This is a genomic window from Ideonella azotifigens (assembly GCF_021043325.1).
Taxonomy (GTDB): Bacteria; Pseudomonadota; Gammaproteobacteria; order Burkholderiales; family Burkholderiaceae_C; genus Ideonella; species Ideonella azotifigens.
The window spans coordinates 100844-117681 of record NZ_JAJNKD010000018.1 but is presented as its reverse complement, the minus strand read 5'-3'; the positions used below and the strand labels follow the sequence as shown (position 1 = coordinate 117681).

The window sequence follows — 16838 nt, the reverse complement described above, 5'->3', positions numbered from 1 at the left end:
TCACTGCAGAGAGACGGGTGCCTGGGCGGCTTCGCCCTGGCCTGCCTCGGCCTGCTCTGCCATCCATTGCCGCAGCGACAGTGGCCGCATGTCGACCCAGGCCTGCTCGACAAACGCGAGCACGGTCTTCTTGTCGCCCTTCACGCCTTCGATGGCCTTCCAGCCACCGGGCACGGCCTTCCATTCAGGCCAGATCGAATACTGTTCTTCGTGGTTGACCAGGACGATGAAGGTCTCGTCCTCTCGGTCAAAGCAGCTGGTTGACATCGGCGTCCTCGCGCGGTTGAAGGGAGCGAAGACGCATGGGCAAGGCCGCGAGGCCTGCGCATGCGCCGTCGTTCTTCAAGACGCGCCGGGCGGCGATTTGTTTAGGCCGGCAACGTGAGACCGGCGGTGCGGGTTCAGCGGTCTTCGCTGTCCGGCAAGTCGATGTCGTTGACGGGTGGCACCAAGCCGGTCATCAGCCAGACCTTGCTGGCCCGCTCGTAGGCGGCCCGATGGCCGGGGGCCTCGTTCAACCAGGCCACAAGCGCGACCTGCTCGACAGCCGGCAGATCGGGCATTTCATGCTGCCGCTGCACCCAGGCCCAGGCGGCCTGCCAGACGGCATCATGCGGTGACTGCATGTCGTGATCCATGCAGCGCGTTTTACCTCACAACACGCGATGTTTCAGACGCAGCGCATTTCGCAGCACCTGTTTGTGCGACACATGCACCTCGCCCGGCCAAAACGGCGCTGTTCAGTCTGCCATGCCGGTCCTGAGCACCGGGCAGCTCATCAGCACCTGCATCGCATCCTTGATCATGAAGTTGACCAGCGTGGCCGAGCAGTCGAGCTTCTTGCCGATGTCGCGCTGCGTCATGCCACTGAGGCGGTACAGCTCGAACGCATGGCGGGTGCGAGCAGGCAGCGTGTCCAGCGCCTGGTCGACCGCGGCCAGCATGCGCCTGTCCTGCACCAGCTGGTCCGGCGTGAAACCGCCCGCCACGGGCGGCAGTTCGCCATCGTCGGAGTAGATGCGGTAAGTCGATTCGACTTTTTGCCGGCGGTAGTGGTCCAACGCCACGTTGCGCACCACCTGGCTGCAGAACGCCTGCGGCTTGCCCACGACCTCGATGCTGGCCCGCTCGACGACCTTCAGGTAGGCCTCCTGCACGACCTCTTCGGCCAGGTCGAGAGTGCCGACGATGCGCTGGGCCAGCATGCGCAAATGCAGGCGGCTGCCAATGAAGACTTCGGCCAGGGAACTGCTGGGCAAGCAAGACATGCTGTGGGCGCCTCCACACGCCTGACCGGGCGAGATTGCCCAAGGTCACCTGTTTGTCATATTGAATGAGAATGATTATTATTCATTAAGATAATGGTGCGATCAAAGCACGCGTTGTCTGAAAGGACAAGCAAGCGACAGAACATGCAACGCGGCCGAAGGCGAAAGTGCGCCCAGGCGAGCCGTAGGCACCGGCCTGGCGCCTGACGCAGCGCGCATCCACAGCCCAGCGCGACCGTCCGGCATCCCGGGATCTGCGTGAGCAACCTGCCGCGCGGGCAAAGGCCCCGCCTGCGCTGGCACAGGAGACCCTGCACAGGTGAGCATCAGCCGGCAGCGGCGGCCACGGACAGCGCCAGCAATCGCGTCCGCTTTTTCGTACTTTTTCGTACCGCCAAGAAAAAAAGCACTTGGCGTTGCCGCCAAGTGCTTGATTTCCCTACCGAATTTGGTAGGCGCGATTGGATTCGAACCAACGACCCCCACCATGTCAAGGTGGTGCTCTAACCAACTGAGCTACGCGCCTGCTGAGCCTCGCAGTATATGCCGGTTTTCGGGAAGTTGGCAAGCTGCCCTGAAAAAACTTCCAGCTACTTTCGACGGACCTGGCGCACGCCGGAGACGGCAGCCACGTGTCTCAGCACCTGCTGAAGGCGCGCGGCGTCGCTCACCTCCACGGTGAAGACCATGCGCAGGCTTCTGCCGCTGGCTTCCTTGAGGCTGCTGCTGTGCACGCCGGTCACGTTCATCTTTTCTTTCGAGAAGACTTCGGTGATGTCGCGCAGCAGCCCGGGGCGCTCGGCCGAGTCAATGGACACGTCGACCGGGTAGGCGGCCACGCGGTCCTTGGGCGTCGCGCCCCAGGCAACGGCGATCTCGCGCTCGGGCATGCGCTGGGCCATGTAGCGGAAGTTCGAGCAGTCCAGCCGGTGGATCGCCACGCCCTTGCCGCGGGTCACGAAGCCGCCGATGGCGTCCGGCGGCGCCGGGCGGCAGCAGCGCGCAAGGTTGGTCAGCAGGCTTTCGACGCCAACCACCAGCACGCCGCCGCGCGCGCCCTGCCCGTCTGCCTTCGGCCGGCGCAGCACCGGCATTTCGTTGTCCGGCGGTGGCGGAGGCGGCGGGCGCAGCAACTGCTCGATGTTGCGCAGCGAGTATTCATCCTTGCCGACCAGCTCGAACAGCGCGTCCGCGTCCTTGAAGCCAAGCTGATCGGCCAACTCCGCGAGCTTCAGCGAAGTGCGGCCTTCGCGCTGCAGCAGCTTTTCGACCAGCTCACGGCCGCGCGCAATGGTGCCGGCCTGGGCCTGTGTGTTGAACCAGGCGCGCACCTTGGCGCGGGCCCGCGGGCTGCGCAGGAAACCGAGCTCGCTGTTCAACCAGTCCAGCGACGGGCCGCCTTCCTTGGCGGCGATGATGTCCACCGTCTGGCCGTTGGCCAGCGGCGTGGACAGCGGCACCATCACGCCGTCGACCCGCGCGCCGCGGCAGCGGTGGCCCAGGTCGGTGTGCAGCGCGTAGGCGAAGTCCACCGGCGTGGCGCCCGCCGTCAGCTCAATCACTGTGGCCTGCGGCGTGAAGACGTAGATGCGGTCGTCAAAGCGCCCTTCGGGGCTTTGCTCGGCATGGCCGGCAAAGTCGCGTTCCCAGGCCAGCAGCTGGCGCAGCACGGCCTTGCGGGCCTCGGCCACACGCTCTTCGAATTCGCCTGCCGCCGCCACGCCGGCATAGCCTTTGGCGCCAGCCTCCTTGTAGGCCCAGTGCGCGGCCACGCCGTATTCGGCGTGCTCGTGCATGGCCTGGGTGCGGATCTGCACTTCGATCGGCCGGTCGTCGTCGCCCAGCACCACGGTGTGCAGCGAGCGGTAGCCGTTGGGCTTGGGTTTGGCGATGTAGTCGTCGTATTCGGCGGCGACCGCGCGGTAGCGTTCCTGCACCCGGCTCAACGCGGCGTAGCAGGCCGGCACGTCGGCCACGACGACACGCAGCGCGCGCACATCCATCACGCGGTCGAACGGCAGTTGCTTGCCCTGCATCTTTTTCCAGATGCTGTAGATGTGCTTGGGCCGGCCGTAGACCACCGCCGGCACGCCGTGCGACTGCAGGTCCGCGCCCATCTGCTTGCGCACCACTTCCACACCGGCTTCGCGCTCCACACGCTTCTCGGCCAGCAGCCTGGCAATGCGCTTGTATTCCTCGGGCTGCAGGAAGCGGAAGGCCAGGTCTTCCAGCTCCCACTTGAACTGCCAGATGCCCAGGCGGTTGGCCAGCGGCGCGAAGACCTGGGCCGACTCGGCCGCCAGTGCCTGCGGGCAGCCCTGCTTGCTGGCGGCGTACCAGCGCAGCGTCTGCAGCCGCGAGGCCAGGCGCAGCAGCACCACGCGCAAGTCCTTCGAGAAGGCCAGCAGCATCTTGCGCACGCGCTCGGTCTGCTCGGCCTGGCGCGCCGTGCCCATGACCTGCGCTTCGCGCGCGGCGCGCTGCACCTGCACCAGCTTGCGCGTCAGCGTGACCAGGCTTGCATAGGAGGCGCCGAAGGCCTTCTCGACCACTTCCTCGGGCCGCTGCAGATAGTCGGCCGCATAGACCAGGTAGGCGGCAGCCTGAAGCGACGGGGCGCCGCCAATGCCGGCCAGCAGCGCGGCCATGCCTTCGGCGTGATCAAACGCGTCTTCGCCCGTGTCCAGCGCGCGGCCGGCCAGCAGCGGCTCGGCAAAGGCGCGGGCTCTTGCCAGGCCGCTGGCGCCGTCTTCGGCTGGCCGTGCGCCCGGCGGCGTGGCCAGCTCACCGGCCAGGGAAACAATGGGGGCGGTGGCGCCGTCCGGCCCGAGCTGACTTCTCATGCGCTCACTTTCATTCGGCGTTCAATCGCCCAGCAGGAAGGCGCGCACCACCTCAACCTGGTCATGCTGTACCAGCATCGGCGCATGGCCCACGCCGGCGAATTCGTACAGCGTGGCGCGCGGGCCGCGCCGTGTCATCTCGGCGGCCGTCTCAGGTGCCAGCAGATCGGACTCTGCGCCGCGCAACAACAACGTCGGGCAGGCAATGCGGTCGTAGGCGGCCCAGAGCATGGCTTCTCCGGCGGTGGCGGCCTGGGGCGTGACGGTGCGGAAAGGCTGCGCCAGCGCCAGGTCGTAGTGCGGCTTGAAGCCGTCACCATCGGGCTTCAATTGCGGCGCGCTCAGCGCCAGCCACTGCTCGCGGGTGTGCGGGCCGAAGCCTTGGGAGATCGCCCACAGCGCGTCTGCCGCTTCGTCCAGGTTGGCCCAGTGCGAAGGCTGGCCCAGGTACTGGCCAATGCGCTGCAGCGAGGCCCATTCGATCTTCGGGCCGACGTCGTTCAGCACCAGCTTCTCGAAGCGGCAGCCCGGCAGGCCGGCCAGGCTCATGCCGATCAAGCCGCCCATCGAAGTGCCCACCCAGCTGAGCTGCTGCGCATCCAGCCGGGCCAGCAGCGTGACCATGTCGGCCACATAGGCGGGGATCTGGTAGCCGGCCGGGTCGGCCAGCCAATCGGAGCGGCCACGGCCGACCACGTCCGGGCAGACCACGCGGAATTCGCCGGCCATGGCTTGTGCCAGCGTGTCGAAGTCCCGGCCCTGGCGGGTCAGCCCGTGGGCACAGACCAGCACGCGCGGGTTGTCGGCCTCGCCCCATTCCACATAGGCCATGCGGTGCAGCCCGCGGGCGTCCAGGCACTGGACTTCGCGTTCACGCGGCAGGTGCAAAGGCTTGTTCATGGAGGGCTCGGATTTTGGGTGGGGCACCAGATAATCGACTGTAGCAACCCCCGGCGGAGAACGACGGCCAGCGCCTGAGTTTCCTTGTCCGCCGAGGGGCACCCCGGCTCTTTCGTTCATCGGAGAAACGCACATGCTCAAAGGAAAAACCGCCATCGTCACCGGCTCGACGAGTGGCATTGGCCTCGGCATCGCCAAGGCCCTGGCCGCACAGGGCGCGAACATCCTGCTCAACGGCTTCGGCGAATACGAATCGGCCAAGGCCGAAGTCGCTGCGCTGGGCGTGAAGGTGGCCTACCACGGCGCCGACATGAGCAAGCCGGACGAGATTGCCGCGATGGTCCAGGCCTGCGAGGCCGAACTCGGCCCGGTGGACATCCTGGTCAACAACGCTGGCATCCAGTTCGTCGCGCCGGTGGAGGATTTCCCGGTCGAGCGCTGGGACGCCATCATCGCCATCAACCTCAGCGCCACCTTCCACGGCACGCGCCTGGTGCTCCCCGGCATGAGGCACCGCAACTGGGGCCGCATCCTGAACGTGGCGTCCACGCACGGCCTGGTGGCCTCGGCGCAGAAGTCCGCCTACGTGGCAGCCAAGCACGGCGTGGTCGGCTTCACCAAGGCGGCGGCGCTGGAGACCGCAACAACCGGCGTCACGGTCAACGCCATCTGCCCTGGCTGGGTGCTGACACCGCTGGTGCAAAAGCAGGTCGAGGACCGCGCCAAGGCCCAGGGCGTCAGCGTGGAAGAAGCGAAGAAGACCTTGCTGGCCGAGAAGCAGCCTTCGCTGCAGTTCACCACGCCGGAAGAGCTGGGCGCGCTGGCGGTCTTCCTCTGCTCGCCAGCGGCCGACAACATGCGCGGCACCGCCATCAACATGGACGGCGGCTGGCTGGCGCAGTGAGCCGGCGCTGGCGGGCGGCGAGGCTTACTTCAGCTGCACGCTGCCGGTGACGGTGGCCGTGACGCTTTCCTTGCCGGCCTGAACTGCCAGCGATTCGCCGTCTGCCGCGGACGACAGCATGGCCTTCGGCGCGGCGGCCGCGCGGTACATCGGCTGCGGCACCCCGCCGCCGTCGCTGCTGGTGCTGACTTCGCGCAGCGTGTAGCTGCCGTAGCCGAACAGCTTGGCCTGCTCGCTGGCGCGCGCCTTGAAGCGGGTGATGGCCTCGGCGCTGACCGCCGCTTCCACCGTCTCGCGGGCTTCGCGCGACAGGCTGTAGCCGACCTGCGAGATCGTCATCGTGCCGATGCGGCCGGACAAGGCGCCGATGGCCGCCATGTCGCGCCCTTCGACGAGCAGCTCGCTGCGGCCCTGCCAGCCGCTGATCGCACCCTTGCTGTTGTAGCGCGGGTAGATCGAGAAACCGGTGGTCTGCACTTCGACCTGGCCGGGCTTGGCGCCCTTGCGGGCCTCGGCCAACGCGGCGTCCACCGCCTGCTTCAGCTGGGACTGCACGCCCACTGCGTCAGCGCCCTCGCGCTGCACCGCGAAGCTCAGCCGCATCCAGTCCTGCGGGACTTCGGTGGTGGCCGTGGCGCTCAGCGTCAGCACGCCGGACGGCGGCGGCGCATCGGCGAAGGCCGGCGCGGCGGCCACGCAAAGGCTGGCGGCCAGGACGGCGGCGGAGGTGGAAAAGCGGGATGAGACGGGATTTTGCATGTGCTTCATCATCCCTCAACGGGGCATGGATCCGCGCCGCTGACCGCATTTTCAGGGCCGGTCACAGCCGGGGCAACATTTGTAACAACGCGTCAGCATCCCGTTTTGACCCTGATCCGCCCGTCAGAATCGCCGCTGTTACAAATTGGGAGTCGCTCATGAGCACCCACGCCAACACCCGCCCGGACCGCATCGTCGTTGTAGATGACGATGCCCGCATTCGCGACCTGCTGCGCCGCTACCTCACGCAGGAAGGTTTCGACGTGCTGCTGGCCGAAGATGCCAAAGCCCTGAACCGCCTGCAAACCCGGGAGACCATCGACCTGATCGTGCTGGACCTGATGCTGCCCGGCGAAGACGGCTTGTCCATCTGCCGCCGGCTGCGTGCCGCCGGCGACCCGACGCCCATCATCATGCTGACCGCCAAGGTCGAGGACGTGGACCGCATCGTCGGCCTGGAAGTGGGTGCGGACGACTACCTGCCCAAGCCCTTCAACCCACGCGAGCTGCTGGCCCGCATCCATGCCGTGCTGCGCCGCCGCCCGGCGCAGGAAGCGCCAGGCGCGCCGGCCAAGGAACAACAGGTCGTGAGCTTCGGGCCGTTTGAATTCGACCTCTCGCTGCGCCGCCTGACCAAGGACGGCGACCAGATCACGCTGACCACCGGCGAGTTCTCGATGCTCAAGGCGCTGGTGCGCCACCCGCGCCAGCCGCTCTCGCGCGACAAGCTGGCCCAGCTGGCCCGCGGCCGCGAATTCGAGCCCTTCGACCGCAGCCTGGACGTGCAGATTTCCCGCCTGCGCAAGATGCTGGAGCCCGACCCGTCGAACCCACGCTACATCCAGACCGTCTGGGGCGTGGGCTACGTGTTCGTGCCCAGCGAAATGGTCTGAGCACTGAGCCGGTGAAGTGCCATCCGTGGGAAGCGTGACGCTGCCTGACGCACCGCAAGGCGGCGCCCCCTCCGAACGTCCGGCCGAAACGCCAGAGGCGCGTGCGGCACGCCGGGCTGCGCGCAAGCGCAGCAGCAGTAACAGCGCCGGCAGCAGCAAGAAGCGCCGCCCGCGCCGGCTCGGCCCGCTGAAAGCGCCTCTGTCGCTGAACCTGTTCTGGCGCACTTTCGTGCTGCTGGCGCTGCTGCTTTCCTTCGGCATCCTGGCCTGGGTGCAGACGCTGCGCCAGCTTGAATTCGAGCCACGCGCGGTGCAGGCTGCGCAGCAGATCGGCAGCCTGGTCAACCTCTCCCGCGCCGCGCTGCGCTACTCGGACGGCATCAACCGCATCGCGGTGGTCAAGACCATGCGCGAGGAAGAGGCTGTGAAGATCGTGCCGCGCGAGCCGGGCGACAAGTGGGAAGCCTTCGAGACCGACCGCTTCACCCGCCGCGTGGCCGACGACCTGCGCGCCCGGCTGGGCCCCAGCACCGTGGTCGCCCGCACCGTCAACGGTCTGCCTGCGCTGTGGGTTGGCTTCGAGATCGATCAGGACCCGTACTGGATGCAGGCCGAATACGCCCGCGTCGAACCGCTGACGCCGGGCACCTGGATTGTCTGGGTCAGCATCGCGCTGATCGCCACGGTTTTGGGCTCGGTGACCATTGCGCGCTTGATCAACCGGCCGCTGAAGGACCTGTCGTTTGCCGCCAGCCGCATCCGCGAAGGCGAGTACGACTCGCGGCTGGACGAAAGCACCATCACCACCGAGATCCGCGCGGTCAACATCGGTTTCAACCGCATGGCGCGCGAGCTGGCCAAGGTAGAGGAAGAACGTGCGGTGATGCTGGCCGGCATTTCGCACGACCTGCGCACGCCGCTGGCACGGCTGCGGCTGGAAGCCGAGATCAGCGTGGCCGACGACGAGGCCCGGCGCAACATGGCGCTGGACATCGACCAGCTCGACGCGATCATCGACAAGTTCATGGACTATGCCCGGCCGGACGATCCGCACCCGGTGCCTGTGGACCTGAGCAGCGTGATCGAGCGCGAGGCCGCAGCCTTCCGCGACCAGTCGCAGATCCGCTTCTCGCTTCGCCTGCCGCCCACGCTGGGCGTGCTGGGCGACGACACCGAGCTGGGCCGCGTGTTCGCCAACCTGTTCGAGAACGCGCGCCGCTACGGCCGCACCATCGAGACCGGCGTGGCCAAGGTCAAGGTCAGCCATGTGCTGGCCGGCGACACGGTGATCATCACCGTGCGCGACTACGGCCAGGGCGTGCCGCCTGAAAAGCTGGACCAGCTGACCACGCCTTTCTTCCGCGGCGACGCCGCCCGCACCGCCGCCACCGGCGCCGGCCTGGGCCTGGCCATCGTCAAGAAGGCGCTGCAGCGCATCGACGCCTCACTCGAACTGGCCAACGCGCGCGACGGCGGCCTGATGGCGCACATCAGGCTCCGGCGAGCTTGATCAGTTCGCGACAGCAGCCAACAGGCAGACCGCGCGGGTCTCGATGGCCAGTCCCTCGCCCACCGGCCCCATCTTCTCGGCAGTCTTGGCCTTGACGTTGACCCGGCTGGCGTCGATGCCCAGCACCTCGGCAATGCGCGCAACCATTGCGCCGATGTGCGGCGCCATCTTCGGCGCCTGGGCGACGATGGTGCTGTCCAGGTTCACCACTTGCCAGCCGGCGGCCTGCACACGGCGGTAGGCCTCGGCCAGCAGCACGGTCGAATCGGCACCTTTGAACTCGACGGCGGTGTCGGGGAAGTGCCTGCCGATATCGCCCAACGCGGCGGCGCCCAGCAGCGCGTCGGTGATCGCATGCAGCAGGGCATCGGCGTCGGAATGGCCCAGCAGGCCATGCGTGTGCGGGATGGTGATGCCGCCCAACACCAGCGGCCTGCCGGTGACGAGTTGGTGCGTGTCCCAGCCTTCGCCGATCCGGAGTGCGGGCAGCGTCATGCCGGCGTTTCCATGCGCTGGGCAATGCGCCACAAGACGCCGCTGGGGTCGAACAGCACCATGTCGACCAGGCCCCAGGGGCGTTCCTCCGGCGGCTCGACGCGCACACCGTAGCGCGCCGCCACGCCGTTCTGCTGCAAGCCGCGCCAGAAGCCGTCCAGGTCGTCCAGCGTCAGGTGCATCATGAAATTGGCGGCGTGCTGCGGCTCGTAGAAGTCCTGCAGCAGGAAGCCGGTGCCGCCCAGCTTGAAGCCCGCCAGGTTGCCGTGCTCGAACTCCTTCGTGAAGCCGATGTCGGCATAGAAGCGCAGCGACAGCGCGAAGTCCTTGGCCGGCACGAAGGCCCGCATCTCGGGGCCTGGCCTGACCGATGCCAGCAACCGCTCGGCCAGCGCAAAGTCGCCGGGCCAGGTGACCTTGAAGTTCTCGTAGTCGCCCCGCACCAGCAGCGGCTGGTGGCCCAGGGCCTCGACGGCGCTGGCCTCGTCGGTGATCTGCGCCGGGTCTGCCGCGGCCAGCGCCGGGGCCAGCAGGCCCAGGCGGAACATCTGCGGCGTCTGTGCGGCCCACTTGCCGTCGCGCGGCACGGTGGCCTGCACGCGGCCCCGTGCTTCGGGGTGCACATCGCCGTCCGCATCGGCCTTCAGTGTGTCGGCCAACGGCAATGCCAGCAGTCCGCCCACTTCGTCGTCGTGGCAGGTGTCGATCAGCCGGTCCACCCACTCGGCGCGAATCAGGCAGCGCGCCGCGTCGTGCACCAGCACCCAGTCGTGCGGCTGCACGCCGCGCATCTTCAGCTCGGCCAGGCCATTGGCCACGGTTTCGGCGCGGGTCGCACCGCCCACCTTGGCGGTCCAGAGTCGGTCGCCCACCAGGCCGGGGAACTCGTCATCGAACTGCTCGTCGTCCGGCGCCAGCACCACCAGCGTGGCCTCGATGCGGGCCACGCCGGCCAAGGCGGCCAGCGTGTGGGCCACCAGCGGCCGGCCAGCGACCGGCTCGTATTGCTTGGGGTTGTGGCTGCCGGCGCGGCGGCCAGCGCCAGCGCAGGGCACCAGCGCAAAGCAACGCGGCACGCTGCCGATGGTCATTGAATTCATAGACCCGATTCTAGGGAAAGGCTGCACAGGGAAGTCCCTGGCCTGGCATGTCATGCCAATGCAAGTGCACCCGCAGCAGGCCTGAACAGAATGCGCTCCCGCCTGGTGCCCGCTTGTTGCGACTGGTTGCCATCGGCGGGCATTCCCTGAGGCGGCATGTCATCTCGGTACAAGTCCGCCCCAGGCACGGTGCCAAGAATCCGCTGCGTTCCCCCACAAGATGCCCTGCGAAGGAGACACGAATGAACCGTTCCCTGAACCGCCAGACCCTGCGCCCGCTGCGCCTGCTCACGCTTGCCGGCAGCGCGCTGCTGGCCGCCCACACCGCCCAGGCGCAGACCAGCTTCAGCATGACCTACACCAACGGCGCCAGCTACAACATCGCCGGCAAGGAACCCACCGCCTCGGGCAAATACCCGGTCTACGTGCACATTGGCGGCACCGGCGAGTCCTACAACAGCGCCTGGGCCAGCGCCGCCGTGAATGCCGCGGCCGCCAAGGGCTTTGTCGCCGCCACGGTGCAGTACGACAACGCGACCTTCGGCAACTGCAGCATCATCGGCGGCCGGGCCAAGGGCATCTTCGACGCGAACAGCGTCAACAGCGCCATCGCCAAGCTGTGCTCGCGTGCCAAGGCGGACTGCTCCAAAGGCGTCGTCACCGGCGGCCTGAGCCAGGGCTCCATCATCTCGGTGCTCTCGCGCAACTACGATTCCCGGGTGCGCGCCTCCTTCGGCCAGGGCACCGGCTCGACCTACACCGCGGCCTACAACCTGTCGTCCTGCATTGCCGACGGCAATCACACCCAGCCCGGCGACCGGCTGCGCATCATCAACGGCGAGCGCGACATGTTCGTCGGCGGCACCGAGGCCATCGCCCGCTCGCAGGCCCAACTCGTCACCGGGTTGACCTGCAGTGGCCAGCAGTCCTGTTTTCGCCAGAATGGCAGCGGCTGGTACATCGTGAAGGACTACGAAGTGTTGGACCTCTATGCCGACCATTGCTTCATGGGCTATGGCGGCCTGTACGGCACGCAGTGCAGCGGCCTGCTGGTCGACAGCGGCTACCAGAACGGATCCGCCGCCTGGCAGCTGAATGCCACGCTGAACTGGCTCAAGACCTTCGTCAACTGAGCAAGCTGCACACGCATGGCCCTGCGAACGTCCTTCGGCCTGACCGCTGCTGCAGCCCTCGCGGCTGCGGCAGCCGCAGGGCTGGCCTGGCTGGCTGGCGACCATGCCGCGCCCGAAGCACCGCGCTTCGTGGTGGCTGCGCCGCGGCCGGTTCAGGCCGCGGTGCCGCAGAAGCTTGCGCGCGGCGAAACACCACCTTCGCCGGCTGCGCCACCCGCACCACAACCCGTCGACCTGCCCATCGAGCCCAATCGCCTCAGCGCCGTGCACCCACAGGCCGCCGCGCAGTTCCTGCGCCAGGTCCGCGTGCTGCCGTCAGAGCGTGGCGGCTTCGAGGTCAAGGCCGTCGCGCCCGAGACGGTCTACGCCCGGCTGGGCCTGCTGCCAGGCGACCATGTCTACACGCTGGACACCGAGTCCAATCTCGACGTGGACGAGACCTCGATGATCTCGCTGATGCTGGTCACGACCGTCGAGCTGGATGTCGTGCGGGACGGCCAGCCGCTGCGCCTGCGGCTGGCCTTGAACGAGGATGCGCAAGGTGGTGGTGAACCCCGAAACTGAAGCGGCGCCAGCCGTCGCCGAGCTGCCCCGCGGGCGGGCGCGGTTGCTGGGCGACGGCATCCTGTACGCCGCGGCCGGCCTGGTCAGCGCCAGCCAGCGCCATGCAGCCACCATCGTGCTGGCACTTGGCGGCCAGCCGATGACGATCTGGACCGCGCGCGGCACGGTGCAGGGCGAGCTGCTGGTGGTGCGGCCGCTGGTGCGCAAGCGACTGCTGGCGCGTGGGGTACCGCTGGTGCTGATCGACCTGGAGCCCAACCACCCGCAATACCGCGCCTTCCATGGCGTCAACCCGTGGCCGGGTGTCGCCGCACTGGACCTGGCCCGCCACGCCGAGTTCCGCCACGTCGCCCAGGCCTTCTACCAGGGCCAACTGCACGGCAGCGAGCTGGACCAGTCGGCGCGCTGGGCCATCGAACGGGTCGCCAGCGAATTTCCGCCGCCACCGCCGCTGGACCTGCGGGTGCAGCAGATGATGACGCTGATGGACGAGAACCCCTGCTGCTCGCTGGACGAGGTGGCCTGCGCGGTGGGCCTCTCGCCGCACCGCGCGTCGCAGCTGTTCTCGAAATGCATGGGCTTGCCGCTGCGGCGCTACAGCCTGTCCAACAAGATCCGACGTGCCGCGCGGTTCATGGGCAGTGGCAGGCGCCTGACCGACGTGGCACTGGAGGCCGGCTTTGTCGACTCGGCGCATTTCGCCAAGGTCTGGACCCAGACCTACGGCGCATCGCCCTCTCACTTCTTCCCGGCGCAGCGCACCGCCATGGACGACCGGGCCTTGCCGGACTGGATCGACTGGCACCTGGCCCGCCGCCCGCCAGGCGTTGGCAACCCCGAAAAAGTCCTGCGCGCCGCAGCGGTTGCAGGTGCGATGCCGGAGTAGGCACCCCGCCAGCCTCTCCAAGCCAGGGGCCGGCAGCGAAGAACGCAGCGCTTCCCTAGAATCGGGGCGCTTGAACGCCACGGCTGCAGTCGCACCCGGGGCGCTTTGCTTTTTTCGCACCATGCAACTGCCTGTCATCGCCCCCGGGAAACGATTCACCCTGCCCCGCCCTCCCGGCTCGGCCGACGCGCTGCTGCTGGCCCGCGTGGCCCAGGCCCGCGCCGCCGAAGGCCGGCGCCTGGGCATCATCACCGCCGACCCCAGCGACGCCCAGCGCCTGGCCGACGAGCTGCCGTTTTTCGCGCCTGGCCTGCGCGTGGCCGTGTTCCCCGACTGGGAAACCCTGCCCTACGACACCTTCAGCCCGCACCAGGACCTGATCTCCGAACGGTTGGCCACGCTGTGGCGCATCCACCGCGGTGAGGTCGACGTGGTGCTGCTGCCCGCCACCACCGCACTCACGCGGCTGGCACCGCCCTCCTTCCTCGCCGCCACCACCTTCCAGTTCAAGCAGAAGGAAAAGCTGGACGAAGCCGGGCTGAAGCGGCAGCTCACGCTGGCCGGCTACGACCATGTCAGCCAGGTCGTGTCGCCTGGCGAATACGCCGTGCGCGGCGGGCTGATCGACCTGTTTCCCATGGGCTCGCTGGTGCCGTACCGGGTGGACCTGTTCGACAACGAGATCGACTCGATCCGCACCTTCGACCCGGACAGCCAGCGCAGCCTGTACCCCGTGCCTTCGGTGCAGCTGCTGCCGGGTCGCGAGTTCCCGATGGACGAGGCGGCCCGCACGCTGTTTCGCCAACGCTGGCGCGAGCTGCTGGAAGGCGACCCGACCAAATCGCGCATCTACAAGGACATTGCGCAAGGCATTGCCACCGCCGGCATCGAGTACTACCTGCCGCTGTTCTTCGAAGAGACGGCGACCATCTTCGACTACCTGGACGGCGGCTCGCCGGCCGCCCTCGTGCTGCACGGCGAGGTGGACGAAGCACTGCAGCGCTTCTGGACCGACACCCGCGACCGCCACCGCTTCCTGCAGCACGACCCGGACCGGCCCATCCTCGCGCCCGAAACCATCTTCCTGAAGGTGGACGACTTCTTCGCGCTGGCCGGCGCCCACGCCACGCTGGTGATGCGCGGCACCGAGCCGGTCGAATGGGCCCGGCCGCTGCCGGACGTGAGCGCCGACCGCGGCGCCACCGACCCGCTGGCCGCGCTGGAAAAACACATTGCCAGCACGCCGCACCGCGTGCTGCTGGTGGCAGAGAGCGACGGCCGGCGCGAGAGCTTGCTGGAGCTGCTGCGCGACCAACGCATCGACGTGCCGGCCGTGGCCTCGCTGGCCGAATTCGAGGCCGGCAGCGAGAAGGTGGCCATCACCGCGGCGCCATTGGCCGCTGGTTTCTTCTGGCATGAACCAGGCGATGGCAAGGCCATCCAGTTCCTCACCGAGACCGAGCTGTTCGCCAGCGCGCCCACCACGCGCCGCCGCCGCAAGCAGGAGCAGACCAGCAACGTCGAAGCGCTGATCAAGGATCTCTCGGAGCTAAAGATCGGCGACCCGGTGGTGCATTCGGCGCATGGCATCGGCCGCTACCTGGGGCTGATCCACATCGACCTGGGCGAGGGCCCGAGCGAGTTCCTGCACCTGGAATATGCCGACAAGGCCACGCTCTACGTGCCGGTCGCCCAGCTGCACCTGATCAGCCGCTACACCGGCGTGTCCGCCGAAGAAGCGCCGCTGCACAAGCTGGGCTCGGCGCAATGGGACAAGGCCAAGCGCAAGGCGGCCGAGCAGGTGCGCGACACGGCCGCCGAATTGCTGAACCTCTATGCGCTGCGTGCCGCGCGCGAAGGCATGGCGCACCGCTTCTCACCGCACGACTACGAGGCCTTCGCCGCCAGCTTCGGCTTCGAGGAGACTGCCGACCAGCGTGCGGCCATCCATGCGGTGATCCAGGACATGGTCAGCCCCAAGCCGATGGACCGGCTGGTCTGCGGCGACGTGGGCTTCGGCAAGACCGAAGTCGCTCTGCGCGCGGCCTTTGTCTCAGTCATCGGCGGCAAGCAGGTGGCCCTGCTGGCGCCCACCACGTTGCTGGCCGAGCAGCACTACCAGACCATCGTCGACCGCTTCGGCAAGTGGCCGGTGAAGGTCGCGGAGCTGAGCCGTTTCCGCACCGCCAAGGAGATCAAGGCGGCGCTGGAGGGGATAGAGAACGGGACCATCGACATCGTCGTCGGCACGCACAAGCTGTTCAGCAAGGACGTGAAGTTCAAGCGCCTGGGCCTGCTGGTGATCGACGAGGAACACCGTTTCGGCGTGCGCCACAAGGAAGCCATCAAGGCCATGCGCGCCGAGGTGGACGTGCTGACGCTGACGGCCACGCCCATCCCCCGCACGCTGGGCATGGCACTCGAAGGCCTGCGCGACCTGAGCGTGATCGCCACCGCGCCGCAGCGCCGCCTGGCCATCAAGACCTTTGTGCGCAACGAGGGCAAGAGCACCATCCGCGAGGCCGTGCTGCGCGAACTCAAGCGCGGCGGCCAGGTCTATTTCCTGCACAACGAGGTGGAGACCATCGAGAACCGGCGCCAGGCGCTGGAAGAGCTGATTCCCGAGGCGCGCATTGCGGTGGCGCACGGCCAGATGCCCGAGCGCGACCTGGAGCGCGTGATGCGCGAGTTCACCAGCCAGCGCCACAACGTGCTGCTGTGCTCGACCATCATCGAGACCGGCATCGACGTGCCTTCGGCCAACACCATCGTCATCAGCCGGGCCGACAAGTTCGGCCTGGCGCAGCTGCACCAGCTGCGCGGCCGCGTGGGCCGCAGCCACCACCAGGCCTACGCCTACCTGCTGGTGCCGGACGTGGAAGGCCTGACCAAGCAGGCCGCGCAGCGCCTCGAAGCGATCCAGGAAATGGAAGAGCTGGGCTCGGGCTTCTACCTGGCCATGCACGACCTGGAGATCCGCGGTGCCGGCGAGGTGCTGGGCGACAACCAGAGCGGCAACATGATGGAGGTCGGCTTCCAGCTCTACAACGAAATGCTGAGCGAAGCCGTACGGGCGCTGAAGAACAACGAAGTGCCGGACCTGCTGAGCCCGCAGAGCGCCGTGTTCGGCGCCACCACCGAGATCAACCTGCACAGCCCCGCGCTGCTGCCGGACGCCTACTGCGGCGACGTGCACACCCGGCTGAACCTCTACAAGCGCCTGGCCAGCGCCGAGAAGGCCGACCAGCTGGACCGGCTGCTCGAAGAGGTGACCGACCGTTTCGGCAAGCTGCCGACCCAGGGCCAGACGCTGTTCGACACGCACCGGCTGCGGCTGCTGGCCAAGCCTTACGGCGTGCTGAAGATCGACGCCAGCCCGAAGCTGATGAACATCACCTTCCGGCCCAACCCGCCGATCGACGGCATGAAGATCATCGAACTGGTGCAGAAGAACCGGCACATCAAGCTGGTGGGCAACGACAAGCTGCGCATCGACCGCGAGCTGACCGAAGCCCGCGACCGCGCGCAGTACATGCGCGAACTGCTGCGCCAGCTGGGCACGCCGACGCCACAGCCGCGCTGA

Annotated in this window: 15 protein-coding genes and 1 tRNA gene; 7 read left to right on the top strand and 9 right to left on the bottom strand. The window is 67.9% G+C overall.

What is annotated here, in order from left to right; genetic code table 11:
* The 6 genes from LRH25_RS27070 to LRH25_RS27045 all read right to left on the bottom strand — a co-directional run bounded on the left by LRH25_RS27070 (window position 1) and on the right by LRH25_RS27045 (window position 5011).
* Window positions 1–267 carry an MbtH family protein gene (locus LRH25_RS27070; protein WP_141289948.1) on the bottom strand — a complete coding sequence of 89 codons (267 nt, stop codon included), beginning with the start codon at window positions 265–267 and terminating at the stop codon, window positions 1–3.
* A gap of 134 nt (window positions 268–401) precedes the next feature.
* Complete coding sequence (locus LRH25_RS27065) at window positions 402–626, bottom strand: DUF4880 domain-containing protein (RefSeq protein ID WP_211361528.1); 225 nt, start codon at window positions 624–626, stop codon at window positions 402–404.
* Between the two features lie 114 nt (window positions 627–740).
* Window positions 741–1259, bottom strand: a complete 519-nt coding sequence (locus LRH25_RS27060; RefSeq protein WP_231012875.1) for a sigma-70 family RNA polymerase sigma factor — start codon at window positions 1257–1259, stop codon at window positions 741–743.
* A 458-nt stretch (window positions 1260–1717) separates the two neighbouring features.
* Window positions 1718–1794: transfer RNA gene (locus LRH25_RS27055), tRNA-Val, on the bottom strand.
* A gap of 64 nt (window positions 1795–1858) precedes the next feature.
* Window positions 1859–4111, bottom strand: a complete 2253-nt coding sequence (locus LRH25_RS27050) for a RelA/SpoT family protein (protein ID WP_231012874.1) — start codon at window positions 4109–4111, stop codon at window positions 1859–1861.
* 21 nt (window positions 4112–4132) lie between these two features.
* A complete protein-coding gene (locus LRH25_RS27045) occupies window positions 4133–5011 on the bottom strand; it encodes an alpha/beta fold hydrolase (protein ID WP_141288279.1) in 879 nt (292 codons plus the stop codon).
* Window positions 5012–5144: 133 nt separating this feature from the next.
* Here LRH25_RS27045 and LRH25_RS27040 point away from each other — a divergent pair, with 133 nt between their 5' ends.
* Complete coding sequence (locus LRH25_RS27040) at window positions 5145–5915, top strand: 3-hydroxybutyrate dehydrogenase (RefSeq protein WP_141288278.1); 771 nt, start codon at window positions 5145–5147, stop codon at window positions 5913–5915.
* Window positions 5916–5939: 24 nt separating this feature from the next.
* On the opposite strand, the gene LRH25_RS27035 is transcribed toward LRH25_RS27040, so the two are convergent.
* Window positions 5940–6674 (bottom strand): SIMPL domain-containing protein, encoded by a 735-nt coding sequence (locus LRH25_RS27035; protein WP_141288277.1) that lies wholly within the window; start codon window positions 6672–6674, stop codon window positions 5940–5942.
* A gap of 158 nt (window positions 6675–6832) precedes the next feature.
* Between LRH25_RS27035 and ompR the strand changes: the two genes are divergently transcribed.
* On the top strand, window positions 6833–7567 hold the full coding sequence (ompR, locus tag LRH25_RS27030; RefSeq protein ID WP_141288276.1) for an osmolarity response regulator transcription factor OmpR: 735 nt from the start codon (window positions 6833–6835) through the stop codon (window positions 7565–7567).
* Window positions 7568–7754: 187 nt separating this feature from the next.
* Window positions 7755–9077 (top strand): sensor histidine kinase family protein, encoded by a 1323-nt coding sequence (locus LRH25_RS27025; protein WP_375140584.1) that lies wholly within the window; start codon window positions 7755–7757, stop codon window positions 9075–9077.
* Here the strand turns inward: LRH25_RS27025 and ispF are convergent, their stop codons facing one another.
* Both ispF and ispD read right to left on the bottom strand, forming a co-directional pair.
* Window positions 9078–9572: a 2-C-methyl-D-erythritol 2,4-cyclodiphosphate synthase gene (gene ispF, locus LRH25_RS27020; RefSeq protein ID WP_141288275.1), complete on the bottom strand. Its 495-nt coding sequence runs from the start codon at window positions 9570–9572 to the stop codon at window positions 9078–9080.
* Window positions 9569–10672: a 2-C-methyl-D-erythritol 4-phosphate cytidylyltransferase gene (ispD, locus tag LRH25_RS27010; RefSeq protein WP_141288274.1), complete on the bottom strand. Its 1104-nt coding sequence runs from the start codon at window positions 10670–10672 to the stop codon at window positions 9569–9571. Before ispD ends, ispF begins: the two co-directional genes overlap by 4 nt.
* Window positions 10673–10914: 242 nt before the next feature.
* Here ispD and LRH25_RS27005 point away from each other — a divergent pair, with 242 nt between their 5' ends.
* The 4 genes from LRH25_RS27005 (at window position 10915) to mfd (ending at window position 16838) form a co-directional block, all read left to right on the top strand.
* The gene (locus tag LRH25_RS27005; protein ID WP_141288273.1) at window positions 10915–11805 is read left to right on the top strand and encodes a hypothetical protein; all 891 of its coding nucleotides are present in this window, start codon (window positions 10915–10917) and stop codon (window positions 11803–11805) included.
* Between the two features lie 15 nt (window positions 11806–11820).
* Window positions 11821–12369, top strand: coding sequence for a hypothetical protein (locus tag LRH25_RS27000; protein WP_231012872.1), 549 nt, complete (start codon window positions 11821–11823; stop codon window positions 12367–12369).
* Entirely contained in the window at window positions 12353–13255 is a 903-nt protein-coding gene (locus tag LRH25_RS33210; protein WP_170201188.1) for a helix-turn-helix domain-containing protein, read from the top strand. Before LRH25_RS27000 ends, LRH25_RS33210 begins: the two co-directional genes overlap by 17 nt.
* Window positions 13256–13376: 121 nt before the next feature.
* The gene (gene mfd / locus LRH25_RS26990) at window positions 13377–16838 is read left to right on the top strand and encodes a transcription-repair coupling factor (protein WP_231012871.1); all 3462 of its coding nucleotides are present in this window, start codon (window positions 13377–13379) and stop codon (window positions 16836–16838) included.